25 protein-coding genes are annotated in these 25,497 nt (G+C 40.5%); all 25 read left to right on the top strand.

All coding sequences use genetic code 11. The features are described from left to right. Nucleotides 1–6: 6 nt before the first annotated feature. The 25 genes from GNP35_RS06695 (at nt 7) to GNP35_RS06575 (ending at nt 25,289) form a co-directional block, all read left to right on the top strand. Nucleotides 7–984, top strand: coding sequence for an OmpA family protein (locus GNP35_RS06695; RefSeq protein WP_155695393.1), 978 nt, complete (start codon nt 7–9; stop codon nt 982–984). 8 nt (nt 985–992) lie between these two features. Then, nucleotides 993–1,760, top strand: coding sequence for a ParA family protein (locus GNP35_RS06690; RefSeq protein WP_155695392.1), 768 nt, complete (start codon nt 993–995; stop codon nt 1,758–1,760). Between the two features lie 4 nt (nt 1,761–1,764). Continuing rightward, on the top strand, nt 1,765–2,799 hold the full coding sequence (locus GNP35_RS06685) for a chemotaxis protein CheW (RefSeq protein ID WP_414153676.1): 1,035 nt from the start codon (nt 1,765–1,767) through the stop codon (nt 2,797–2,799). A 26-nt stretch (nt 2,800–2,825) separates the two neighbouring features. Beyond that, entirely contained in the window at nt 2,826–3,320 is a 495-nt protein-coding gene (locus tag GNP35_RS06680) for a chemotaxis protein CheW (protein ID WP_155695391.1), read from the top strand. 153 nt (nt 3,321–3,473) lie between these two features. Continuing rightward, nucleotides 3,474–3,800 carry a DUF2802 domain-containing protein gene (locus tag GNP35_RS06675; protein ID WP_155695390.1) on the top strand — a complete coding sequence of 109 codons (327 nt, stop codon included), beginning with the start codon at nt 3,474–3,476 and terminating at the stop codon, nt 3,798–3,800. A gap of 202 nt (nt 3,801–4,002) precedes the next feature. Then, nucleotides 4,003–4,770 (top strand): flagellar basal-body rod protein FlgF, encoded by a 768-nt coding sequence (flgF, locus tag GNP35_RS06670; protein WP_155695389.1) that lies wholly within the window; start codon nt 4,003–4,005, stop codon nt 4,768–4,770. 24 nt (nt 4,771–4,794) lie between these two features. Further along, nucleotides 4,795–5,583 (top strand): flagellar basal-body rod protein FlgG, encoded by a 789-nt coding sequence (flgG, locus tag GNP35_RS06665; protein ID WP_155695388.1) that lies wholly within the window; start codon nt 4,795–4,797, stop codon nt 5,581–5,583. Nucleotides 5,584–5,634: 51 nt separating this feature from the next. After that, complete coding sequence (gene flgH / locus GNP35_RS06660) at nt 5,635–6,333, top strand: flagellar basal body L-ring protein FlgH (protein ID WP_155696061.1); 699 nt, start codon at nt 5,635–5,637, stop codon at nt 6,331–6,333. A 9-nt stretch (nt 6,334–6,342) separates the two neighbouring features. Further along, nucleotides 6,343–7,437 (top strand): flagellar basal body P-ring protein FlgI, encoded by a 1,095-nt coding sequence (locus GNP35_RS06655; protein ID WP_155695387.1) that lies wholly within the window; start codon nt 6,343–6,345, stop codon nt 7,435–7,437. Nucleotides 7,438–7,469: 32 nt separating this feature from the next. Continuing rightward, entirely contained in the window at nt 7,470–7,877 is a 408-nt protein-coding gene (locus tag GNP35_RS06650) for a hypothetical protein (RefSeq protein WP_155695386.1), read from the top strand. A gap of 287 nt (nt 7,878–8,164) precedes the next feature. Further along, nucleotides 8,165–9,208: a flagellar assembly peptidoglycan hydrolase FlgJ gene (gene flgJ / locus GNP35_RS06645; protein ID WP_155695385.1), complete on the top strand. Its 1,044-nt coding sequence runs from the start codon at nt 8,165–8,167 to the stop codon at nt 9,206–9,208. Nucleotides 9,209–9,220: 12 nt separating this feature from the next. After that, entirely contained in the window at nt 9,221–11,242 is a 2,022-nt protein-coding gene (gene flgK, locus GNP35_RS06640; RefSeq protein WP_155695384.1) for a flagellar hook-associated protein FlgK, read from the top strand. 6 nt (nt 11,243–11,248) lie between these two features. Further along, nucleotides 11,249–12,766, top strand: a complete 1,518-nt coding sequence (gene flgL / locus GNP35_RS06635) for a flagellar hook-associated protein FlgL (RefSeq protein WP_155695383.1) — start codon at nt 11,249–11,251, stop codon at nt 12,764–12,766. Between the two features lie 329 nt (nt 12,767–13,095). Next, nucleotides 13,096–14,658, top strand: coding sequence for a flagellin (locus GNP35_RS06630; protein ID WP_155695382.1), 1,563 nt, complete (start codon nt 13,096–13,098; stop codon nt 14,656–14,658). A gap of 387 nt (nt 14,659–15,045) precedes the next feature. After that, nucleotides 15,046–16,587, top strand: coding sequence for a flagellin (locus GNP35_RS16270; RefSeq protein ID WP_155695381.1), 1,542 nt, complete (start codon nt 15,046–15,048; stop codon nt 16,585–16,587). Between the two features lie 190 nt (nt 16,588–16,777). Then, entirely contained in the window at nt 16,778–17,896 is a 1,119-nt protein-coding gene (locus GNP35_RS16265; protein WP_155695380.1) for a flagellin N-terminal helical domain-containing protein, read from the top strand. Nucleotides 17,897–17,903: 7 nt separating this feature from the next. Beyond that, a complete protein-coding gene (locus GNP35_RS06615; protein ID WP_155695379.1) occupies nt 17,904–18,290 on the top strand; it encodes a flagellin in 387 nt (128 codons plus the stop codon). A gap of 121 nt (nt 18,291–18,411) precedes the next feature. After that, entirely contained in the window at nt 18,412–18,861 is a 450-nt protein-coding gene (locus tag GNP35_RS06610) for a flagellar protein FlaG (RefSeq protein WP_196492448.1), read from the top strand. A gap of 38 nt (nt 18,862–18,899) precedes the next feature. Continuing rightward, a complete protein-coding gene (gene fliD, locus GNP35_RS06605) occupies nt 18,900–20,291 on the top strand; it encodes a flagellar filament capping protein FliD (RefSeq protein WP_155695377.1) in 1,392 nt (463 codons plus the stop codon). Beyond that, the gene (locus GNP35_RS06600) at nt 20,291–20,572 is read left to right on the top strand and encodes a hypothetical protein (RefSeq protein WP_155695376.1); all 282 of its coding nucleotides are present in this window, start codon (nt 20,291–20,293) and stop codon (nt 20,570–20,572) included. Before fliD ends, GNP35_RS06600 begins: the two co-directional genes overlap by 1 nt. A gap of 31 nt (nt 20,573–20,603) precedes the next feature. Then, nucleotides 20,604–20,981: a flagellar export chaperone FliS gene (gene fliS, locus GNP35_RS06595; RefSeq protein WP_155695375.1), complete on the top strand. Its 378-nt coding sequence runs from the start codon at nt 20,604–20,606 to the stop codon at nt 20,979–20,981. A gap of 70 nt (nt 20,982–21,051) precedes the next feature. Then, complete coding sequence (locus GNP35_RS06590; protein WP_155695374.1) at nt 21,052–22,623, top strand: flagellin N-terminal helical domain-containing protein; 1,572 nt, start codon at nt 21,052–21,054, stop codon at nt 22,621–22,623. Nucleotides 22,624–22,718: 95 nt separating this feature from the next. After that, on the top strand, nt 22,719–24,023 hold the full coding sequence (locus GNP35_RS06585) for a flagellinolysin (protein WP_155695373.1): 1,305 nt from the start codon (nt 22,719–22,721) through the stop codon (nt 24,021–24,023). Then, a complete protein-coding gene (locus GNP35_RS06580; protein ID WP_196492447.1) occupies nt 23,977–24,405 on the top strand; it encodes a flagellin in 429 nt (142 codons plus the stop codon). Before GNP35_RS06585 ends, GNP35_RS06580 begins: the two co-directional genes overlap by 47 nt. Nucleotides 24,406–24,482: 77 nt before the next feature. Beyond that, nucleotides 24,483–25,289, top strand: coding sequence for a flagellin N-terminal helical domain-containing protein (locus GNP35_RS06575; protein WP_155695371.1), 807 nt, complete (start codon nt 24,483–24,485; stop codon nt 25,287–25,289). The last annotated feature ends 208 nt before the right edge of the window (nt 25,290–25,497 follow it).

Genomic DNA, 25,497 nt, shown 5'->3' with positions numbered 1-25,497 from the left:
GGGGAAATGGCCAGAATTAGTAAGCGCTTAAGAGCGAGGCAGCAAGACAACCTTGATCGTTGGTTAGTCTCGTATGCAGATTACATGACACTAATGTTTGCATTATTTGTTGTGCTTTATGCTTTATCTATCGTCAAAGAAAAGTCTTTCGATACACTCTCCCAATCTTTAGGACAAATATTTCACATAACAGGCGACAAGGGAAAAGGCACAGCTGGTGACGGCATTTTGACAAATCAAATAGCCCAGCAAGACGTCTTTGATGGTAATTCTTTAAACCCTGAAAAAGGCCCTGAACTTGTTGACCAAGACTTGTTGATAAATGAGTCCGAGAATAAAAAGCTAGGCAACCCACTTCAAGCGTTAAAACAAGATTTACAAACGGCATTAATTGACGTTGCCGATACGGGTGACGCAAAGCTTAAAGTTAATGATGATTGGTTAACAATTGAATTATCAAGTGGTGTTTTATTCGCATCGGGTAGCGCTTCTGCGAACCCACAAGCACTCCCTATAATTCAAGAAGTGGCTAATTCGCTAGCTCAAGTTAACAACTATGTTGAGGTTAGAGGCTTTACTGACGATCTGCCCATTAACAATGAGATATTTTCTTCAAATTGGGAGCTATCTGCAGCTCGAGCCGCAGTAATAACAAATCTTTTAGAGCAATTTGGCATAGTGAAAGACAGATTAAGTATTAAGGCTAACGGGCCAAATGACCCTATTGCAAGTAATGAAACTGCAGAAGGGCGTGCTAGAAACAGAAGAGTTGTAATTGCGCTTTCTAAATATTCCTATTTACAACCGCGGCCTGAAGAACCAAACAAAGAACAGCTGCAGCAAAATATCGCAGATAAGTTTCCAAATGAGACCGCAGACGGTAATGAATTGCGTGTAATTCAGCTTCCTGGGGGTGGAATCAGAATCACCACTCGACAAGAGGCGGAGAATGAGCAAAAATCAGATAACGATGGAAATGAATAGGTTGTAGGATGAAAGTTTGGACGGTTGCCAACCAAAAGGGCGGAGTGGGTAAAACAACAACAGTAATTACCTTAGGAGCTATTTTGGCTCAACAAGGCAAAAAAGTGTTGATGATTGATACCGATCCACATGCGTCATTGACCTACTATTTTGGTCTTGATTCAGAGCAGCTAGAGTTCGGTGTCTACGACGTTTTTACTCGTTCAGAGAGTATGGACCAATCTTATTGGGATAAGTGTACTTGGCAATCCCCCGTTGAAAATTTAGATATCTTACCTGCCACGATGGCCATGGCGACTTTGGATGGCGTTTTAAGTAAAAAGTCGGGCATGGGATTAATTATCAAAAAGGCTTTAGATAAGTTTGCATCGCATTACGATCATATTTTAATTGATTGCCCACCTATTTTAGGTGTGTTGATGGTAAACGCCCTTGCGGCTTGTAATAAGGTACTAATTCCGGTACAAACAGAGTGTATGGCCTTAAAAGGCTTAGAACGGATGTATCGAACAATGGAGTTGATACAAGCTTCGCAGTCAAAAGAGTACGATGTGTGTATTATTCCAACTATGTATGACAAAAGAACGAAAGCATCTAAAGTTGCATACAAAGAACTTAATCATATGTATGCTAATAAAGTTTGGCAGGGAGTTATCCCTATTGATACTAATTTTAGGACTGCAAGTATGGAACGGACACCATTACCTATCTACAACAAAAATTCTCGCGGCGTTTTCGCCTATCAAGAACTATTAAAACAATTAGAGAATAGCTGAGTATATGTTTGCCAGTGAAAATGTGATGAAGGATTACCTAGATCAGTTGCTAACTGATGAAAGTGATAATCTGGAGCATAATAATAATAAAGAATCGTCAGAAACGATCGAACAATCAAAAAATGTTCAAAACTCCTCTGCAGATAGCCTCGCAGAATCTAAATACAGTGCTAAAATTAAACAAGATTTTAGTAGTGTTGAAGATTTGCCTGAGAAAAATAAACTAAAACTAAAACCTATTGAACGCGCAATTGTTGCCGATAAGACTTTACCAGTAAAAGAACCTGAGCCAGAAGTTAATTCTTTAGAGCAACTTTTACTAGCTGTAAGTATGCAGCAGCAAGAAGCAGCAGAAGCATTGGCGTTAAAAGAAGAACAAGAAGTTTCAGTAGAGCCAATAGTTGAAGAAAAGGTTTCCGCAGTTACTGAAACTTTAACTAAAACTTTAACTGAAACCTCAACTGAAACAAAAATGGTTTCTGAAACAGTTACAGACTTAAAGACTCATACCGAGGCTGAAGTTGGAACTAACGTTCAGGTTGAAGCTGAAGAAAAACTAGAAACTACTGTTGCTACAAAATCGATAGATAAAATTGAAGAGCCATTTCAAGCACTATTTTTTGAAGTGGCAGGTCTATCATTAGCGGTGCCGTTGCACGAGTTAGGTGGTATTCACAACTTAGAAGATGTGACCAGCTTGTTTGGAAAGCCGGATTGGTTTTTAGGTGTAATGGTCAATCGCGAGAAAAAAATTAATGTAGTTGAGTCGGCCAAATGGGTAATGCCAGAAAAATACGACTCACTTCAAACCAAACCTGATTATAAATATTTAATCATGTTGGGCGAAAGTAACTGGGGTTTAGCCGCGGAAAAATTGGTTACAACAGAGTATATAAAGCCAGATGATGTTAAATGGCGCTCTCAACCAGGAAAAAGACCTTGGTTACTAGGAACGATAAAAGAAAAAATGTGTGCTTTATTGCATGTCGATGATTTAGTTGCCATGCTTAATAAAGGCATTAATGCACGTCAAGAATAAAGTTATTCAATTTAGGAGTTGCTCACATGAGTGAAGAAAGAGCCCCAGTTAGTAAACTAACAGATGGCAACGACGAAGTGTTGCAGTGGGTTACATTTCGTTTAGAAGACGAAACTTATGGTATTAACGTAATGCAAGTTCAAGAAGTATTGCGCTATACAGAAATAGCTCCTGTACCAGGTGCCCCAGAATACGTTTTAGGCATCATAAATCTTCGTGGTAACGTTGTAACGGTAATTGATACCCGAGCTAGGTTTGGTTTGTCTAATGGCGAAGTAAGTGATAATTCAAGAATTGTTATTATTGAGTCAGACAAACAAGTAATCGGTATTCTAGTTGATAGCGTTGCAGAAGTTGTTTACCTAAAAACATCAGAAATTGATAGCGCACCAAATGTAGGTACAGATGAAAGTGCTAAGTTTATCCAAGGTGTAAGTAATCGCAGTGGCGAACTTCTTATCTTGGTAGACTTGAATAAGTTAATGACAGATGAAGAGTGGGATGAAATCTCAGACATCTAGCAGTTTTAGTAGAGAGTAGTAATGATGGTGTGGATAGGAGTATTATCTGGGGTACTAGTATGTTGTGTAATTGCAATACTGGTTCTTTTTTCACGCCATCGTCAACAATCCGCAAGTCATACAAAGAATTTCAACAATTAAACAGTTTTTAGCTTGCAAGGCGAGTCTCTTAAGCAAATCAAACAAAAGCTCGATAGCACGCAGCTACTGCATTCAAAGTCCGAACAACACAAAGAATACCTACAACAACTTATTTCTCAGTTACAAACAAATCAACAGCAACAATTAGATGTGATTACAGAGCTGAGCAACAAAATATTGATGTTGGAGCAAAATCACGAACCTAACCCACTCTATACTCGCGCTAAAAAGATGATTGAGTTAGGTGCGGAATTAGAAGAAGTCATTCAAGAGTGTGAAATATCACGCGCTGAAGCTGAATTACTGATAGCGATGCAGAAACAAACAAAAACTGCTTAACGATTCGTTTTAGTAAAGTAGTACCTTTTACCCAACCTACAAATCTCTAAATCCCCAAACGTTCGAAGCTCCAAATATCAAGATCCCTCAATATCTAAATCTCCATTTAGTTACTGTTATAAAAGAACTTTTTATCAGTGGCACGATTAATGCTTTTATTGGTTAAGTAATTTTAATCGTCGAGCAATTGACGGAGGCAAAAATGGATAAGCTCCTATATGTATCCATGTCGGGTGCAAAGCAAAACCTGATTGGTGTTTCTATGAACGCCAACAATTTAGCCAATGCTAAAACGGCAGGCTTTCGTGCTGACTTTGAGCAACAGCGTTCAATGCAAGCCTTTGGAGACGGCCTTCCTACTCGAGTTTTTGCTATGGAAGAAAGACCGGGTTCAAAGATGCATCATGGTCCCATTGCAACTACGGGTAGAGACTTAGATATTGCAATATCGGGTCGAGGTTGGCTAGCCGTTCAAGATCAGAACGGAGAAGAAGCTTACACCCGTGAGGGTAATTTACAAATCACCCGTGACGGTTTATTGACGACCGCTAAAGGTACACCGATCTTAGGTGAAGGCGGACCCATAGTTTTGCCTGTGCCTGTCGAAAAAGTAGAGATAGGACCCGATGGCAGCGTTACTGTACGCCCTCAAGGAGCTCCGGCAAACTTCTTAGAAGTTGTTGACCGATTAAAAGTAATAGAACCACCAAATGACAATGATTTAACGAAAGGTTTAGATGGTTTATTTCGTTCAAAAGACGCCGTTCTGTCAAATGAGCTCTGCGGTTTTTGCGAAGCCTCTCCAAATATCAGGATTGTTAGTGGTGCCTTAGAAATGAGTAATGTTAACCCTGTAGAAGAAATGGTGTCGATGATTTCACATCAACGTCAATATGAAATGCAGGTGAAAATGATGAAGACGGCAGAAGATATAGATAGAACTGAAGATTCATTATTACGAGTTGTTTAATTAGAATTAATTGAGGAGGCGGCTATGCATCCCGCACTTTGGATAAGTAAAACCGGCTTAGATGCCCAACAAACAGATATCGCAGTTATCTCGAATAACCTAGCGAATGCCAGTACCGTTGGCTTCAAAAAAAGCAGAGCGGTATTTGAAGATTTGTTATACCAAAACATTAATCAACCAGGTGGTCGTTCATCTCAGGATACCGAATTACCGAATGGTTTAATGTTAGGCGCAGGTACTAAAGTTGTAGCAACGCAAAAGAACTTCTCTCAAGGCAACATGTCGACAACAGACAATAGCCTAGATTTTATGATTCAAGGCGATGGCTTTTTTGAAATTCAACGTCCAGATGGAACATTGGCCTATACACGTAATGGTCAATTTTCGTTAGACGAAAATGGTCGAATTGTTACTTCAGGTGCTGGTTTTGCGCTGCAACCTGAAATGAACGTTCCTGCAGAGGCGAAGTCCATAACCATTTCACAGCAAGGTGAAGTAACGGTTCAAATTCCAGGGCAGGGAGCCGGCGTTGCAATCGGGCAGCTCACAATCAGTGACTTCATTAATCCGGCTGGTTTAGAGCCAATTGGTCAAAACCTATTTACAGAGACGGGTGTAAGCGGAGCTCCTGTTCAGGGTAATCCAGGAATCAATGGTCTAGGAATTGTTGTTCAGGGCGCTCTTGAAACGTCTAACGTTAATGTAACTGAAGAACTTGTAAACATGATTGAAAGTCAGCGTGTTTATGAAATGAACTCAAAAGTAATTTCGTCTGTTGATCAGATGCTTAGCTTTATTACGCAGCAATTATAACTGGTAGATGTTTGGAGTCAGATTATGAACATATCGAATTCGCTAAATCAAATGAATCAATCTACAAAGGATGTTTTAAGAGTTTTGTCTCTTGTTGGTGGTATTGGCTTGTTAAGTGGTTGTGCAGTGAATCACGATGTGGTGGAGGAAGATCCATTTTTTGCTCCCATCATGCCAGAAATACCTTCTGAAGAAGTAGTTGCGACAGGAAGCCTATATCATAGTGGTTGGTCAAATGGGCTTTATTCAGACACTAAAGCTAGACGAGTTGGTGACATTATCACCGTCATGTTGATGGAAAATACGCAAGCTTCAAAGACGGCAAAAACAGAAACTAAAAAAGAGACCGATGCTAGTTTGTCGCCACTTGTAGGCCTCAACGGATTAGCGCCGACTATTGGTGGTAATACCTTAGAAATGGGCATTGAGTCAGATAGTACGTTTAAAGGTGATGCAAAGTCGGACCAAAGCAACAGCTTGAATGGTCAAATTACGGTTCATGTTTTGAGAGTCTTACCAAACGGTAATCTAATAATTAGAGGTGAAAAGTGGTTAACGCTAAACACTGGGCAAGAGTTTATTAGGCTAACCGGTATTGTTAGATCAGAAGATGTTTCATCAGATAACACAGTTGAATCTACTCGCGTAGCGAATGCTCGCATATCTTATAGCGGCAAAGGCTCTTTGGCAGAAGCTCAAGAAACGGGTTGGTTATCTCAGTTTTTCATGAGTTCGATGTGGCCATTTTAGGAGTTACATATGAAAATTTTATTAGCAGTTTTAATCTGCACTAGCCTCATTTTTAGTTCAAGCGTTAATGCTGTTCGTATTAAAGATGTGTCTACTGTACAAGGCATTCGCTCAAACCAATTGGTTGGTTATGGCTTAGTAGTTGGTTTGCCGGGTACCGGTGAGCAAACAACATTTACCGAGCAAAGTTTTAAAGCAATGCTTGGCAACTTTGGCATTCAACTTCCAGCGAGTTTAAAGCCAAAAATTAAAAACGTAGCGGCCGTTGCAGTCCATGCTGAATTGCCTGCGTTTTCAAAGCCAGGTCAGAACATCGATATTACCGTTTCCTCAATAGGTAGTGCAGGCAGCCTTAGAGGTGGCACGCTTATTCAAACATTTTTGAAAGGTGCAGACGGTAACATTTATGCCGTAGCGCAAGGATCACTTGTAGTAGGTGGTTTAGGTGTTGAAGGTCTTGATGGTTCTCAAGTTGTTATCAATACACCAACAGTTGGGCGAATTCCTAATGGCGCTACAGTTGAACGTTCAGTACCAACGCCTTTTGGAAATGGAGACCATATTACCTTTAACTTAAATGAGCCCGATTTCACGTCGGCAAAACGTTTAGCAGATACGATCAACAACCTAGTAGGTCCAAACACGGCAAAACCAATGGATTCAGTATCAGTGCGTGTTATTGCGCCAAGAGATATTTCACAACGTGTTGCCTACTTATCAGCGATTGAAAACTTAGAATTTCAGCCAGCGAGTACAAGTGCCAAAATTATTGTCAACTCTAGAACTGGCACTATTGTCATAGGCAAAGATGTTCGTTTAAAACCTGCGGCAATTACGCACGGCAGCTTAACGGTAACCATCGCTGAGAATCAGCAAGTTGATCAACCTAATCCATTGGCCAATGGCCAAACCGTAGTAACAAATCAAACAATAATAGATGTCGCAAGAGATGATACTCGAGCGTTTGTTTTTGACCCTGGTGCGAATCTTGATGATTTAGTACGCGCCATAAACCAAGTGGGCGCAGCGCCTGGCGATTTAATGGCTATTCTAGAGGCATTAAAGCAAGCTGGAGCGATTGATGGTCAATTGGTTGTGATTTAACTTTTAATTAAATATATAGAAGGAATAACACGATGGCATTTTCACAAGTATTGCTAAGTGACGTAACTGCAAATAAAGAAACAAACCAGGCTATCCTGGAGATGTTAGATATTAACGAGGCGCATGACCTTCAATACCACGTGTATGAAGTTGCGTTTGGCGATAAGCAAATATTTTGTTGTTTATCAGGTGGAGTAATTGAAAACAATGAAATTCAATTTACGCCTGTTGGATTAGCAGCATTTGAAGCGTTAACGAATATCAAAGAAATGCCAGAAGCTGAGTATTTTGCTGACTTTATTAACACTGAAAAAAATATTGCTGAGCAAATTGAAACCGTATTTGCACGTGTTCCAAATGGTGCAAAAGTATGTTTTGTAGGTGATATAACTGGTGAGTTGAAAGAGGAATTATCTAAGTTCTTCACAATGATTCACTAGGAGTTCATATGCCAGTCGCCCAATGATGAGTCGAATCAGTACATCGGCTCATCGGGCAATTGCTCACTCAAGTAAAAGCCAATCTAGTAAAAGCCAGCCTAGAAAAAGTCAGTCAAGTAAAAGCCAATTTAGTCCAAATCAAACCTCCCAACAATCAGTAACATCACATCTAAAACTCAATAACTCTTTTATTCATGTATTAAAGCTCTTGGCACAAGACTTGAAATACACTCAATATTATTAATTTAATAGCTGAGTTGACGCATAAAAGTGTCAAAAAAACGACGATGAATAATATTGGAAACTCGAGTAATGCGCTTGATCTGATTGGTCTTCAAGAGTTGAAGTCCAAATCTAAAATGGATCCTGGCAACAAAGAAGCGCTTCATAAAGCTGCTCAACACTTTGAGTCCATTTTCATTGGTATGATGCTTAAATCAATGCGTCAAGCGAATGCAGTATTCGAAGAGGGCAACCCAATGCACTCTAACACTACTAAATTTTTTCGAGACATGTATGACTCTCAGTTAGCTAATGATATGTCAGAACAAGGCAGTGTTGGTTTAGCAGATATCATAGTTAACCAGCTTAGTGGCGAGAACGATAAATACGTTAATGCAGGTGTATTGCGAAATGATAATCGATTTGATGAACTCGTCGGAAATATATCTAAAAGCCCAACATCGCTAAACCAAGCCTCAACATTTAGTTTACCAGGTGATGATCAACAAATTAAAGATCGACTGTTTGCAGGTGCTGAAAAAGCTTATAACGCAATGTCCAATGAACAAAACAAACCACTCGAAGTGAACAAACAGCCTTCAATTAGCTTTAACTCACCAGAAGAGTTTGTTGACAGCATTTGGGATTATGCAAAACAAAATGCGTCAAAAATTGGTTTAAACCCAGCGGTCATGATTGCTCAGTCGGCACTGGAGACAGGTTGGGGGAAACACGTATTAAAAGACAAAGACGGTAACTCAAGTTTTAACCTATTTAACGTAAAAGCGCATAGAGATTGGGACGGAACAAAAACTGCACAATCGACATTAGAATTTGAAAACGGCATAGCGGTTAAAAAAGTTGAGCCATTTCGTGTCTACAACAATGTGAATGAATCATTTAATGACTTTGTTAGCTTCCTAAAAAGTAACGATAGATATGAGCCCGCATTAAAGCAAACAAGCAATCCGGAACAGTTTTTGCAAGGTCTACAAGACGCTGGTTATGCCACTGATCCAAATTACGCAAATAAAATATTGGGCATATTAAACAGCGATAACTTTCAAGAAATGATTGGCAAATTTTCTGAATTAAGCGATGGCGAATAGAGGAAATAAATAATGGCTGGCGGAATTTTAGGTACAGGTGTTTCTGGTTTATCAGCAGCTCAGCATGGGCTTGATACGACAGGTCACAATATTGCCAACGTCAACACTGAAGGCTTCAGTCGTCAAAGAGTTGAAACTCAATCTACGGTTGGCTTGGCTTTTAGAAGTACTTTTTTAGGCAACGGTACACAACTCGCAGGTATCACTCGTACGTTTAATGATTTTAATTATCAGGAAGTTATTTTTAACGCTAGCCAATACAATTCAAACAATACCAAATATGTTAATGCGTCACGTATGGACAACCTATTAGCGGATCCTGAGACTGGCATTACAACCTCATTCGAGGAAATGTTTGATGGCATCAATGGTGTAACAGAAGAGCCAACAATCATATCGGCCCGAAACGTAGTAATTGCAAGAGCAGAAACAGTAGCGCAACGTTTTAATACATTGTACGAAGAAATCTCAGGGCAGCACCTTGGTGCCGTAAACGAAGAAATAACAACAACAATAGAAGAGATAAACTCTATTGCTGCGGAAATTGCCAATCTTAATGGCAAAATTCAAGTAGAAAACGCGGTGAGTGGTAGTGGTTTTCCACCCAATGATTTACTAGATAAAAGAGACCTATTGCTTAAGAACTTAAGTGAAATGGTTCAAGTTGACACGATTAAACGTGACGACGGAACAATTAATGTCACTATAGGCAAAGGGATTACATTAGTCACAAACTCTTTTGCTTTGCCGTTATCGGTGGAGCGAAACGAATTTGATTCGAGCAAGCTTGAAATCGGTGTCGCTACTCGAGCCGATACAGTAAATAAAACTTATATTACGGACCAATTATCAGGTGGCTCCCTAACTGGGCTATTTGACGCTCGTGATAATTTAATTTTACCGACACTAAATGAGCTCGGTAAGTTAGCAATTGGACTTGCTGACAGTTTTAATCGCCAACAAACATTGGGTCGCGATTTAAACGGCGACCAAGGTCAATATTTATTTAGTGACATAAATGAGCCTCAAGAAGTATTAAGCCGAACGTTAAACTCTCAATACAATGTAGGCGAAACCAAATTTGAAACTTACATTCGTAATACTAACGAACTATCCGGCGAAGATTATCGATTAGATTATGACGGCACCAATATCGAAATGACTGATATGGATGGTAACGTCATAACTCAATTCACACCGGCTGATATTGCCACAATGGCAGGTGGCACCGCTATTGCTGTGGAAGGTACAGGTATTGCTTTAGCTATTGATACTAATAACTTAACAGCTGGCGACAGCTTTATGATCAGGCCAACACTTACTGGCTCTAGAGCAATAGAACGAGTTCTAGAAGACCCTGAAAAATTGGCCGCTGCCGATAATGCGTTAAACATTTCAGCCACGAACAACCCAAATAATATTGAACTTAATCTATATGAACTCACTGCCGCATCAGCGCCTGCAGCTCCATTGCCTGCGCCGTTACCTGACAACTCAATTTCCATCGAGATTGATGCTGGTGCAGCGAACTATGTGGTTCGTGACTCGGGCGGTACCGTCATCAGTGGACCGAATGCAATCCCTGCCGATCAAATCATAGACGATCCAGTTGCTGGATTCCGTTTTGAATTAAAAGGGGTTTTAGCGGGTAGTGAAGTATTTGATATCGTTCACGCTGATAATCCAGGCTTTGATGAAACCAAAAAGTTTGGTCCTGGCGATAACACCAATATGTTAGAAATGTTGAACTTTCAATCTCAGCGTACCCTAGATAACGGCACCAATAGCTTGTCTGAAAGTTATGCAGATCTTGTAACCACTATTGGTGTTGAAACAAAGAGTAGAGAAATATCTACAGCTTCATTTGAAACATTGTTGGCAGGCTCCGAGCAGCGTTTAGCTGGCATTCAAGGAGTAAACCTAGATGAAGAAGCTGCAAATCTAATTCAATACCAACAAGCATACTCAGCTGCAGCAAGAATTATTACTGTTGCTCGAGATACTTTTGATACCTTATTACAGGCGGCAAGGTAGGTCATTATGAGAATCGCAACTAGTAACTATTTTGAAAGAAGCCTTACCAACATGCAGACTAGACAGTCAGCGTTAGACCGATCACAAATGGAGCTCTCCACGGGTAAAAAGATCATTACCCCTTCAGACGATCCGACGGGAGCAAATACGGCAATTCGTTTGAGAAAAGAATTAGACGTGTCAGATCGATATTTAACGGCTCAGAACTCAGCTGAACGATTTAACTTGTTAAGTGAAAACTCCGTCGCAAGTATGACGGATATAATTTTCCGTGCAGAAGAGCTGTTGCTTACATCGGTTAACGGTACGATGGATCAAAACAGTTTAAATGCCATTGCCGAAGAACTGCAGCAACGATTAGATCAGTTTGAAGGTTTAGCGAATACCACAAATGCTAATGGTGACTTTATATTCTCAGGTTTTCAGACGTCTACTCAGCCTTATCAAAAAGATGACTTTGGTTACAATATTTACAAAGGCGATGATGGGCAAAGAGATGTGTTGATCGCAGCTGGCTTTAAAGTTGAAGTTAATGATCCAGGCAGTAAGTTTATTGACAACGTGCCTTCGTCGACGTCTAGCTTTGTGCCAACGGCAAATCCGGCAAACCCATCAAATAGTGAAATATCATTGGGGTTTGTAACTAAAAAAGCGGAATTTGAAAGCACATTGGCACCCGTTTACCCAGCGCCATATACCGTTAATTTTGTTGCGGGGGCGGCGGCCGGAAATATTCGAGTTGAAGTTCGAGACAGTGGCGGTGTTGCCGTCCCTATAGAGCCAAATAAATCAGCATTCCTAGATATAGCGCCTGGTGACAGTGTTGAATTTAATGGTATTGAGTTTAAGACTCAAACTAATCCAGCTCCTGCTGTAGGTGATTCGTTTCAATTTGATAGTTCACCAGATACGAGTATTCTTTGGACACTGCAACAAGCGATTGATGCAATGTCGATGGTGAGCACAAGTTACAATGCTTCACGAGATGCAGCAAATGGCTCGGCAGCTGAACTTACTATAGGTAATATTGTTGATCCATCATCAGGTCATGTTTTTGATGATTATACCGTCAATATATTAGCGGGTGGCACTTTTGAAGTATTTGACAGTAAAGGGACGTTAGTTGCTGGTCCAGAAGATTATTTAACAAATAATAAGGTATCCTTTTTAGGAATTGAGTTTGATATATCAGGCACACCAGCTGCTGGTGATGTATTTCATGTAGATAGACCAGAAAGCCAAGCAAGGGTTGATCTTGTGGGTGGTTTACTAACCGAGTTAAAAGGTGGTTTAACAACAATCGATAATACTCGTTCTGAAATGGGTGCACGGTTAAACGCAATAGAAGTAGAAATCACTGCCCAGTATCGATACCAAGAAGTAACAAAAAGTACATTGGCATCAGTAGAAGAAATAGACATTTATGAAGCCATTAATAACTTGGAAAGTGACAAAGTTGGTTTGCAAGCTTCGCAGCAGGCCTTTGCTAAAATTCAAAATTTATCCTTGTTTAATTACTTATAGGTATTAGTTGGATCTCAAATTATTCGCCTAGGCGGATCTAATCAGTCAAAAAAGCGGCAATTATGATCATTTATTATAATTGCCGCTTTTTTTTATCAAAAATTTGTCACCTTTAAATTTCATTATAAGGGCGAAAATGTCTGTGAAAATAGCCTGATACGTTTTCCAATGTGTTTGCAGTAAGTTTCTAAGTTGTTGTATTTAATTTGGATTTTTTGTTTTTTGTTTGGTATTTTATAGGTGTTGAAAAAATGGCATATAGAATGCATTAGTCATTGTGAGAAAAGAACAGCAGGACAATGTCCTAGTTAAGTTCACAGGAGAAAACAATGGCTTTATTCGTAAATACTAACGTTGCTTCCATTAATGGACAACGTAACCTAATGGGTTCGACCAACAGCTTAGAAACATCTATGAATCGTTTGGCGTCGGGCTTAAGAATTAACAGTGCTCGCGACGATGCCGCGGGTTTACAAATTTCAAACCGATTAACATCGCAAATTAACGGCCTTAATGTAGCTATGCGAAATGCCAATGACGGTATTTCAATGGCGCAAACAGCTGAAGGTGCGATGCAAGAATCCACAAACATATTGCAGCGTATGCGAGATCTGTCAATTCAGTCAGCAAACGCAACAAACTCCACGGTTGACCGCAAAGCATTGCAAGAAGAAGTTATTCAGCTTAAGTCTGAATTAGACCGAATTGCAAATACCACAACCTTTGGTGGTCAAAAACTAATTGATGGCTCATTTGGTGTTCAACAATTCCAGGTTGGCTCTCAGGCAAATGAAACTATTGCTATTTCAATTAACTCAGCTCAGGTTGATGACTTGGGTAGTGCTCGTTACAAGATGGGCGGGACAAACTTAGCAACTTCTCCAGCAACTAACGTTGGTACTGCAGTTACGGGTCTTGCACATCCTCTTGCTGATGCTAATGGTGAAACACTGACTATTGGTGGTATTAATTCGTCTCAGGTTTCAATTAACCAAAATGACTCAGCAGCTGACATGGCGGCAAAAATCAGTTCAGTATTTAATACGACTGGTGTTAAAGCAGACGCTAAAACAGTAGCTAGAATGGAAGGCTTTGCCAATATGGTTGCTGATGATGGTATCAGCTTTGTTTTGGCAAATGGTGATCCTACTGATCCAACAGTTGGTCAGTCTATTGTTTCGTTTACAGCAAGCGGTGTTTTAGAAGACGATTTACAGACACTAGTAAATAAAGTTAATGAAAACTCAGCAGTTTCTGGCATTGGTGCAAAATACGATGCGGCAACAACATCAATTGTATTAACGTCAGAAGATGGCAACAATATAGTAGTACAAGACTTTACGGATAGTGGCACAGGTAACGCAACCTTTAACATGCAAGGTCGTGATTATGGTGATGGAAGTGATGTAGGTGCTGTAGTAGCAGTGACCTCTGGCGCAGCAGACGATGTGACGGTAAAAGGTCAATTACAGCTTGATAGTACGGTATTATTTAGTGTTTCTTCAGACACTGCGGGTGGTGGTGCCTCTGACTTAACCGGCCTTGCTGACACTGTAACTGCACAAGCGAGTGAAGAAAATATTCAGTCTGTTGATATCACTACGTCAATTGGGGCGCAGAACGCGATTGCGATTATAGACGGCGCGTTAAGCAAAATTGATAGAAATAGAGCGACACTTGGTGCGGTTCAAAACCGACTGCAATCAACGATATCTAACTTAGCAAACATTGTAGAAAACTCATCAGGAGCTCGTGCTCGCATAAGAGATACAGACTTTGCAACTGAAACAGCTGAGTTGACACGTAACCAGATCCTTCAACAGGCTGGCACGTCAATATTGGCTCAGGCTAACCAGTTACCTCAAGCAGCGTTATCTCTTTTAGGGAATTAACCCGACAGGTAACACAAAAATTGTTTTCTCATTCTCTAATAGCCCCGAAAGGGGCTTTTTTTCGAGTTTTTTCGAGCTTATCTGGTTCTAACCAACTATTTTCAGGCGGAAATTCTTTGCCTTTCAAAATATTCCACATAATGGCATCAAATTGCCGCAAACAATTATTCGCTTAAAATAACTGAATTGCTGATTATCCAATCGTGGCTTTCGAACTGACTTAATTCCCCATAAAACTGCAGCTCCGAAGCAGTTTAACGAGGCGATTCAATAAAATACACAAAGTTGAAACGTAATAATATGGCTTTTAAATTTTTGGTATGGAAATTGAATGTTTGTTTAAACAAAAAGCAATATTGATATTAAACAGTCTGAAAGGAGATTGTGATGGCATTAACAGTAAATACAAATGTGGCATCGCTTAATGGCCAGCGTAACCTTATGGGATCCTCCAAGGGTTTAGAAACTTCGATGCAGCGACTTGCTTCTGGTTTGCGAATTAACAGTGCTCGAGATGACGCCGCTGGTTTACAAATTTCAAACCGTTTGACGTCTCAAATTAATGGTTTAAATGTCGCTGTCCGAAATGCCAATGACGGTATTTCAATGGCCCAAACGGCGGAAGGCGCGCTGCAGGAAAGTACTAACATCCTGCAAAGAATGCGAGATCTTTCGATTCAAGCGGCCAATGCAACGAATACAACGGTTGATCGTAAAGCACTGCAAGAAGAAGTGGTTCAGCTAAAATCTGAGCTTAACCGAATTGCAGATACGACAACGTTTGGTGGTCAAAGCTTATTGGATGGTTCATTTGGCAACCAACAATTTCAAGTTGGTGCGAACGCTAATGAAACTATTGGATTGGCAGTTAATTCAGCACAAACTGATGATCTTGGCAGTGCAAGAAGTTACTTAAACGGTGGCACAATGGCAGTAGCTGAAGCTGGGGCAACGCTTGCAGCTGTTCAAGCTGATGCAGACTTCTTGTTGCCGACACAAACGCTAACGATTGACGGTGTTAATCCAGCAAACGTAGCGTTGAGTCAAAATGATTCTGCAGCAGAAGTAGCTTCAAAGATATCAGCTGAATTTAACACAACAGGTGTTAAAGCAGATGCTCGTACGTTAGCTCGCTTGGAAGAAGCTGGCGATACTAACTTTGATGCAGGCGAAACGATTACCTTTGAATTAAGTAATGGTACTGGTTCAAAAGCTGAGATCATCAGCTTTACTGCAACAGGTTCACTAGCTGACGATTTGCAGACGTTGACCAACAAAATTAACGAAAAAGCATCGGTGACAGGTATAGGCGCTAAGTTTAACGCAGCGGAAACTGCCATCGACTTAACCTCTGAAGCTGGTGATGACATTGAAATTGCAGCGTTTGGAGAGGCTGGTACTACTGCAAATGACCTAACGTTATCTGCAATTACTGAAACGGGCGCAGTTGTTGCTCCATCAGGACCAATAGCAGCGGCTACCCCAGCTGCAGTTGTGCGTGGTTTTGTGCAACTAGATAGTACGCTACTGTTTAATGTGACATCGACAGAAGCATTGGCTGCTGACAGTGTTGTTAACGCGGCAACAGGTACTACCGTGCAAGCAACGGAAATATCTGTTGACTCTGTTGACCTAACAACGGCCGATAGTGCACAAAATGCAATTGCTGTAATTGATGGTGCGTTAGCGAAAATTGACCGTAACCGTTCAACATTAGGTGCCGTTCAGAACCGTTTGCAATCGACAATAAATAACTTGTCGTCAATTTCTGAGAATTCTTCAGCGGCTCGCTCTCGAATTCGAGATACAGACTTTGCAACGGAAACAGCGCAACTAACTAAAAACCAAATACTGCAACAAGCAGGTACTACGATTTTAGCGCAGGCGAATCAGGTTCCGCAGGCAGCTTTGAGTCTTTTAGGCGGTTAATTCGCTCAAATATAAAAAGTAATCAAAAAAATAAAGGACAGCCAAAGTGCTGTCCTTTCTACGTTTTATCCATTTTAGCTCTGTTATTTTCAAAAAAGTTAAAAAAAATATTAAAGGCGTTCATAAAAGCGCCGATAACATTTTTGAACGAAATATTAACTTTCACCCGCTTAGGGGTAGGAGAATCAACATGGCATTAACAGTAAACTCAAATCCAGCCTCAATAAACGCTCAAAATAAACTGGGCATGGCGTCTGGTGGTCTTAAGACTTCAATGGAGCGTTTAGCATCTGGTCTACGTATCAATAGTGCGAAAGACGATGCAGCGGGTCTACAAATTTCTAACCGTCTAACGTCTCAAATCAATGGCCTTAACGTTGCTGTACGTAACGCTAACGACGGTATTTCAATGGCTCAAACGGCTGAAGGTGCACTTCAAGAAAGCACGAACATACTTCAACGTATGCGTGACCTTTCTGTACAGTCTGCTAACGCAACAAACACAACAGTTGACCGTAAAGCGCTTCAAGAAGAAGTAACTCAATTACAATCAGAGTTAGACAGAATCGCAGATACAACTACGTTTGGTGGTCAAAACCTACTAGACGGCTCATTTGGTAATCAACAATTCCAAGTTGGTGCTGATGCAAACCAAACAATTGGTTTAGCAATTAACTCTTCACAAACAGATGACCTTGGTAGTGCTCGTGCAATATTAGACGGTACTGGTCTTGGTGAAGGTACAGCATCAAATGCGACATTAGCTGGTGCTCGTACAGCTAACGCATTAACTGCACAAACACTAACAGTTAATGGTGTTAACCCAGCTGCGGTTTCGGTTGCTGCCGATGACTCTGCTGCAGATATCGCTAGCAAAATTAACGCTGAGTTTAATACAACGGGTGTTAAAGCCGACGCTATTACTGAAGTTCGTTTAACTTCTGGTGCAGTTTTTGATGCAGATGAAACAGTTAGTTTTGACTTAGGTAACGGTGAAGCGGTTGAGACAATCTCATTCACTGCAACAGGTGTTGCTGCGGATGATTTACAAACGCTAACGAACAAAATTAACGAAAAGGCTTCTGTAACTGGGATTGGTGCAAAATTTGATGCTCAAAACACAGCAATTAGCTTAACGTCTGAAGCTGGTGATAACATCGAAGTGAATAACTTTGCTGAAGGTGATACTACAACGGCCAATGACCTTGTTCTTCAAGCGTTAGATTCAGCTGGTGCACTAACAGGTGCGGCTTCTACTGTAACTACGACGAACATCGCAGCATCAGTTTCGTGGTCGTTTACAAGCTGATAGTACTTTGTTGTTTAACATCGCTTCAACAACAGCAGCTGAAATTACAGCTGGTACGGCTCAGATTGCAACAGAGAAAACAATTAAGGACGATATTGACCTGACTACAGCTCGTGGCGCTCAAGATGCTATCTCTGTAATTGATGGTGCATTAGCGAAAATTGACCGTAACCGTTCAACACTAGGTGCTGTTCAAAACCGTCTAAGCTCTACAGTGAATAACTTAAGCTCTATCTCTGAGAACTCAACAGCTGCTCGTTCACGTATTCGTGATACAGACTTCACTGTTGAAACGGCTCAATTGACTAAGAACCAAATCCTACAGCAGGCTGGTACTTCAATCTTAGCTCAGGCGAACCAGTTACCTCAGGCGGCGCTAAGTCTTCTAGGCTAATAAAGACTAGCCAATGGCCACAACGACGGCTAATATTTAATTGGTCGTCTATACTAAAACCAATGGCAATCTACTGACCATTGGTTTTGTGGTTTAAGCAGTATATAAAATGGTGATGACAATGAATACTATCAACGCTGCCTCGGCAGCCGCAATTCAAAATCAAGACAGGGCTGGCGCAAGCCAGGTAACTGACATAAATAAAAAAGCAGAAGCACAGGCGTTAACGAACAGCGCAGTCGCCGATGTTAATGGTGTTGAGTCAGTTAAAGCAGTCGCAGAAAAAGAGAGTGTCGCAAAGGTTGCAGAAGAGTCGCAGGTTGATGATCAACAACAGGTTTTAGAGGATGTGGCATCTAACTTGCAGGAATTTGTCAATTTAATTGATAAAGAATTAAAGTTTACGGTCGATACAGATACTGGTAGGCAAGTTGTAACAGTGAAAGATGGAACCAATGGTGAAATTATCCGCCAAATTCCTTCTGAAGAAGTTTTGAAGCTTGCACAAAATCTTGCAAAAATAACCGATGTTTTCCATGTTTCAGGAAACTTACTTGAAACAAAAGTATAGGTGAACATCAGAAGTGATTTAATTTAAGGGGAGCTTTTATGGCTGGTTTATCTTCACCTGGTATAGGTTCAGGCCTTGATGTTACTGGTATTGTTACCGGACTTGTACAATCAGAGCAGGCACCTTTTGAATCGCGTATAGCTTCTCAAGAACAAACGGCAACGTCTAAAATAACAGCATTTGGTAGTTTGGTTAGCGCCGTTTCGGCATTTGAAGATGCTGCCAAAAAACTGAATGACGCGACAAACTTTGAATTAAACAAAATATCACCAACGTCAAATGAGTTCTTCAGCACTTCGGTCACATCAGAGGCGGCACCAAGTTCATTCAAAGTTGAAGTTGTCTCTATTGCTCAAGGGCAAAAAATTACATCTGGCGCTTATGCAGATGATGATACGGTCGGTTCTGGAACCATGAGTCTAACGGTTAATGGCTCTACGCTTGACTTAACGTTAGATGGCACAGAAACACTTCGAGATTTAAAAGATAAAATAAATGAAGCTGAAGGTAACCCAGGTATTACTGCTTCAATTGTTACTGACAATGATGGCCAACATTTAGTTTTCACAAGTGATGACATTGGTTTAGATAATGCAATTACTATCGCGGTCACAGATGACGACGGTAATGATGCAGATGCCTTAGGGTTATCTAAATTTGCTTTCTCTGGGACTGACACTGCAGACATGTTGCAAACCCAAGAGCCTAAAGATGCTGAAATCTTAATAGACAACTTTTTGCGTGTTACTCAAAGCAGTAACCTTTTTACCGATGCAATTGAAGGCGTATCAATTAATGTTAAAAAGGCCAACGATGTTGGTGATAATAATGCAATTACAGTTTCACAAGATACGTCTGCCGTAGGCGAGGCCCTTGCTGAATTTGCGTCATCTTACAACACCTTTCTGGAAACCTCAGTTTCACTAGGTCGAGTAAACTCTGAGTCACAAATTGTAGGAAAACTTGTCGGTGAGTCTCTTTTACGTTCATTAACGTCGCAAGTAAAAAATATTCTAAGTGGCTCTGAGAGCAACGGTGGTCTTAGTCTAGCTGCATTAGGTATAACAACAACACGCGAGGGGTTGTTAGATGTTGATGAAACAGTCCTTAAGAGTGGCGTAGACAATAACTTTGAAGGCGTTAAAAACTTATTTGTTGGTGACGACAGCATCATGGGTAAGCTAACTGAAACGCTAGAAGGTTATACTGGCGGTGACGGGCTTATTCAAGTCAAAATAAACAGCTATAAGACCACGTTAGATCGACTCGATGAAGAACGCGCTAACTTTGCAGAAAAAATGACAGCATTAGAAAATAGATTATTTAGTCAGTTTAATGCCATGGATTTACTTGTCGGTCAGCTGAACTCAACGGGTAGCTACTTGACGGCCCAGCTAGATAGTCTGCCAGGCGTGGTTAAACAAAACTAATGGCTACCTTTTTAGCCACTATCAAGTCTGATTTTGATACAGCATTGAAGTCAAAAGACGTGGAACAGCTTGAATCAGTTTTAAACCGTTTTGATGAGTCTTGTAAAACGGAAATTGAAAGTGAAGCAGATATTCTAAAAAAAGAAGTACTTATTAAACAATGTATTACTTTGCACAAGCAGATAGAAGCAGATTTGTTGAAAGCTCGACATGAGATTAGAGAACAAATTCATAGCGCCAAGACGAATGGCAAAAAAATTAATAAATATCTTAATGTTTAATAGATATTGAAGAGTATAAAAGAGAGTAAGTATGCGCAGAGCAATTAAAATGTACAACCACATGAATGCTCAGACACAATTGACTGATGCATCTCCACATAAAGTTATCCAATTATTGATGGCTGGAGCAATTGACAGATTAATAAAAGTATCCGCAATGATGGAAAATGGCAGCGGCAATTATCACGATACGTTAGCCAATGCGATTGACATTATTCTGGCATTAAACAGTGCATTAGATATGGAAAAAGGTGGCGAGATATCTGAGAACTTAAACGCCCTTTATGATTATATGCAGTTGCAACTTGTACAGGCCAATATTGAGAAAGATCATAAAAAAGTAGATGAAGTTGTTGAGTTAATTAAGACCATAAAAGATGGTTGGGATCAAATATCTGATCAGGTTTAAAACTTATATAACTGGCACGAAAATTCCATAAAGTAATCCAATCGGGTTACTTTTTTTTTGGAATTTTGTAATGCAAATAATGACCAATGCGACAGCAATTAAACTAGGTAATGAGATATCTTCAAACTCATTGTCCCTGTCTGACAGAATGAGCACTCTTAGCAGTGGTCAGCGAATTCAGTCAGCGTCAGACGACAGTGCTAATTTACAAATTTCCAATCGTTTAAATAAAATGGGACTGGGCTACCAAGTTGCAATTAGAAACGCCAATGACGGCATCTCAATTATGCAAACAGCCGAAGGTGGCATGCAAGAAAGCACTAACATCTTGCACAGGATGAGAGACCTTTCCATACAAGCGGCAAACGCAACCAATCAGAGTAGTGACCTCCAAGCCTTAAATGACGAGTTTTCCCAGTTAACACAAGAGTTAAATCGTATAGCCGAACAAACAACGTTTGGCGGTCAAAATATACTGAATGGTTCGTTTGGTGTGCAAGCATTTCAAGTTGGTGCAGATGCCAACGAAATTATCAGTGGATCTTTAACTTCGGTATTTGCTAAAGATTTACAGCGTTTTAACTACCAACCTAATGGACAAGGTATTGGCGGTATTTATTCAGGAAATAGCTTATCTGCAGCGCATTCAAATATGTCCCTTACTGGTTTTGGCAACGGTGCTCCGGGTGCGAGCTCAGAAACGCTAACGATTAATGGGCTAAAAACCGACTCAGTCCAATTAAGCTCTGCAGATTCCGCAAAAGAGATGTCTCGAAAAATAAATTTAGCGTTTAACGATACGGGTGTAAAAAGTAGCGCTAAAAATGAAGTCAGCCTTCATGTACACAACGGGTTAAGCTCAAATAGAACGGCATTCGATGCGGGAGAAACGGTAACGTTAAAAGTGGGGAGTGGGCAAGATGTTGCCGATATATCATTTACCGCGACTGGCGAGTATCAGAAAGACTTATCAACACTTATGAATAAGTTTAATGAACAAGCTGCTGTTACTGGTATTGGTGCTTCGCTAAATAGTGCGGATGGATCCTTGTTATTAACAAGTGCAAATGGCGAAAACATTTCTATTTCTGAATACCAAGAAACGTCAGAATCGAGCAACAATGTTATTGAGCTAAGATCTCTAGATAAGGATAATAACTACGTAAGTAGTACTGCAATTAATAATGATGGTAGTAGCGCAATTGTAAGAGGCTATTTATCATTTACGGCACCAACCGGAGAGTCTTTTTCAGTTTCTTCAAATATAGACTTTGGCATTTTACACAATGGTATTGGCGAAAGCGGTGACAATCAGTTTGCGACCACAGAAAGTATTGCAGACGTTAATATATTGACCCAGGCAAATGCTCAAACTGCAATTTCTGTTATAGATGCTAGCTTAGCAAAAATAGATCGTGCACGGGCTTCGGTAGGTGCATTGACAAACAGACTTACGTCAACCATCAATAACCTCGCTAATGTTCATGAGAATACCGAAAACTCACGTTCTCAGTTGGTTGATGCTGATTATTCAAAAGAAGCCGCAGAGTTAACAAGGCTGCAAGTGACACAACAAGCATCTACTGCAATATTAAGCCAAGCTAACTCAATGCCAGAACAAGCAATTTCACTGCTAGGTTAGCACTAAATAATAATCTCAATAATTTAGTAAAATAAATTAAAGTATAAAAAACCACCGCCGATACATTATTGATAACTTTTATTCGGTGGTTTTGAATGCAAATCCAAACTAACACAAATGCGTTGCAAATAGCGTCCGTATTCCGCAGGAATACTGATGCTTTGACGAGCACGTATGAAAAGTTAGCTTCTGGATCTCGTGTAAATTCTTCAGGTGATGATGCAGCAGGTATGCAGATCTCTAACCGACTAAATGCCCAAATCAGAGGATATTCCGTTGCCATTCGCAACGCCAACGACGGCATTTCAATGTTGCAAACAGCAGAAGGTGCATTGCAAGAGTCCACTAATATCCTCCAACGTATTCGAGATATTGCCGTTCAATCCTCAAATGCTACCAACACTGTTGTTGATAGAAAGTCGCTCAACGAAGAAGTAGTAGCATTAAAACAAGAGCTTAATCGTATTAACGAAACCACTACCTTCGGCGGACAACGTTTATTTGAAGAGGCTCCGAACTCAAGGGTGCCAGGAGAATACGACGATCGTCTAGCCTACTTACAAACGTGGCTAGCTGAACCAGAAGCCAGAATTAGTGAGTATTTTGGTATTGATCCTAAAGCGTTACCAATGGCGGTCACTTTTACACCAGATATAGCAAGCGGAGCGTTAGCAACAGTTTCATCAGGTACATTTGATGCATTTGGACGCGCAACAGCCATGACTTTAGACATTTCTTTGGCTGATATAAGCTTCAACCCAAATAATGGTCCTAGCGGTAATGACGCCGGCGGTGGCGTTTATGCGGATAGAATTATAGCCCACGAAATGGTTCATGCAGTACAGTTTGCAAATTGGAACTTGGGCACGCCTGGTGCAGTCTCTACTTGGTTTGTCGAAGGTTCAGCAGAGTTAATACATGGTGCTGATGAAAGACTTGCCGCAGACGGTAAAGCCGCAGTAACAGGAGTCAACTTAGCTGGTGCTTGGGGCGGGTCTTCTGCGGAATATAGCGCAGGCTTTTTAGCGACACGTTATATGCATGAAGGTATCAAAGGCAATGGTGGCGAAGGCATTAAAGAAATAATGCAATATTTAGCTACTGGTAACGGTGGTAACCCAATGACATTGGACGAAGCTTTTGCTGAAGAGGGAACTTGGGCCAATGAAGCAGCCTTTATCGCTGATTTTGATGCAAATAAATCGACATTCTGGGACACAGATATAAATTTAGCTAATGATGATACGGGTGCAATTGGCGGCAAAGATGCTGACCAAGGCTCAGTACTTAATTCAGAAGATATTTTAGCAAATGCGATATCAAGTCGAGAGTATAGTAGTTTTATCGAAGATCTTGCAGAAACCAAACCTTCGTCCAGGCTCTGGCTCTACGGTATTTAAATTTCAAATTGGTGCCAATGCGAATGAAACGCTGGCAGTTAGAACAAATTCATTTAGTACCACATCACTAGGCATTAAAGATCTGGACGTTACGTCTTTTGCTAATTCTCAAAGAGCGATAACCGAAGTAGATAAAGCGTTAGCTTTAATTGACTTTGAGCGTTCAAGTTTTGGTGCCGCCATGAATCGAATGGAAAGCACGGTAAATAACCTTAACAACCAAAAAGAAAATTTGTCAGCGTCATTCTCAAGAATTAGAGACACTGATTACGCGCAGGCAACGGCCGATCTTTCAAGACTTCAGATTATTCAGCAGGCTTCAGCGTCGCTATTAACTCAAGCAAATCAGTCTGGAACATTAGCCCTAAGTCTATTGGGTTAATACGTCATATTTCATCTCTTGTTTAATTAAATACTCCTAACTATACTTTGGTTAATCCTCTTTAGTTGGAGCTCGTCATGAAAATCAATTCGAATTTTTCAAATATTGCTAATTCAAACTTAAACTCGGTAAAAGAACAGCAAGAAAAGTCGTTAGAGCGTTTAGCTACAGGACTTAAAATAAACTCAGCATCAGATGATGTAGCCGGTTTTCAGATTGCTCAGCGATTATTTTCTCAGGCATCGGGTTTACAGGTAGCCATACGTAATGCAAATGATGCCTATAGCTTTTCCTCGGTGGCGGAGACTGCATTAGACAGTGTCAATAGTGCGACACAGCGAGTAAATGAGTTATCTTTACAAGCGGCAAACGGCAGTCTTTCTGCCGCAGACAGAGAGGCAATTCAGTATGAAATTAGCCAAGTGCAGCAGCAAGTGTCTGATGTACAGCAAAACACTACTTTTGGCGGGCAAACTATTTTTTCTGCTTCACAAAACCGAAACTTCCAGGTTGGCGCGAATGCAGGAGAGCAGTTAGGCTTGAGTACTTCTGATTTGAGTAGCCAAATTGAACAACTAAACCAAATCGATGTCACTACGCAGGCTGGCGCGCAGTTAGCAATTACCTCTAGCCAGCAAGTGAGCGAGTCTATTACAGCTAGCCGCAGTCAAATAGGAGCGTTCCAAAACCGTTTGTCCTCAACAATAAGCAATTTGAGTAATGTTTATGAGCAAACTGAGTCTGCTCGAAGCAGAATTGAAGATGCTGACTTTGCACAGGAGTCTGCAAATCTAGTTCAACAAAATATACTTAATAATATTGGAACTGCTATAGCAGGACAGGCAAATGCAAACCAGAGTGTTGCTACGGCGCTTTTAGGTTAATGCAGCTAGAGTTAATACAACTATGCTTATTACAACAATGGTTATTACAATTAGGCTAATAGCAAGCTGTTAGCTATGTATTAGTTTCGTAATATGAATTCATTTATTATCTGAAAAGAAGATAAAGTTTTAAAAAATAATATAACTATCATGCGATTGGGAATGTAAATTGCTTTGTAGTCATTACGTGAGTCGTGATGAATTTTAT

Origin of the sequence: Psychrosphaera haliotis (assembly GCF_009728465.1) — a bacterium.
In the GTDB taxonomy this organism is placed as follows: Bacteria; Pseudomonadota; Gammaproteobacteria; order Enterobacterales; family Alteromonadaceae; genus Psychrosphaera; species Psychrosphaera haliotis.
This window is presented reverse-complemented; position numbering and strand designations above follow the sequence as displayed.